The organism is Microbulbifer sp. TYP-18, assembly GCF_040932045.1.
Classification (GTDB): domain Bacteria; phylum Pseudomonadota; class Gammaproteobacteria; order Pseudomonadales; family Cellvibrionaceae; genus Microbulbifer.
Genome location: NZ_JBFRBC010000096.1, coordinates 1 through 530, shown reverse-complemented (window position 1 = coordinate 530; position 530 = coordinate 1). Strand labels below are relative to the sequence as shown.

General features: G+C 60.4%; 1 protein-coding gene. It reads right to left on the bottom strand.

Features of this window, described 5'->3' with window-relative positions; all coding sequences use genetic code 11:
• Positions 1-518, bottom strand: a 518-nt coding sequence (locus ABVT36_RS19115; protein WP_368457985.1) for a condensation domain-containing protein, incomplete at its 3' end; no start/stop codon positions are given.
• Positions 519-530 lie beyond the last annotated feature (12 nt).

Sequence of the window (530 nt, the reverse complement as noted above, 5' to 3'; positions counted from 1 at the left end):
AACTGCTCCCCGCCCGCTTCCGACACCAGCGCCAGGGCATCCTCCGACTCGGCCGCCCAGTGCTCGAAGGATGACAACAGGCTTTGGGACAGCGGATAAGGCGCGGAGGGACCACCCTGCTGTTCGAAGAAAGCCGTGTCCGAATCCGAGAGGCACCCGAGACGTGAAATGCGACACTCAGGCGCCTCCACAACGGCCGCCAATAGCTGCTGATAGTGCCCGAGAAAACGCTCAATGGTTGAGGCGTCAAACAGATCCCGATCGTACTCCATGGCACCGACAATGCCCGCCTCTGTGCTTTCCAGGCTCAGGGTAAGGTCGAAACGGGACACCCGCGCAGCATCTTCCGACGGAGCCAGCTGCTCAATCTCAATATCAGCTAGGGAAGCTGCAGCAGATGGTGTGTTTTGCAGCACCAGCATCACCTGAAACAGGGGTGAATGGGCCCGACTGCGCACCGGGTTGATGGCCTCCACCAGCATCTCAAAGGGAATATCCTGGTGGGCGTAGGCCTGCAATGAGGCCTCCCG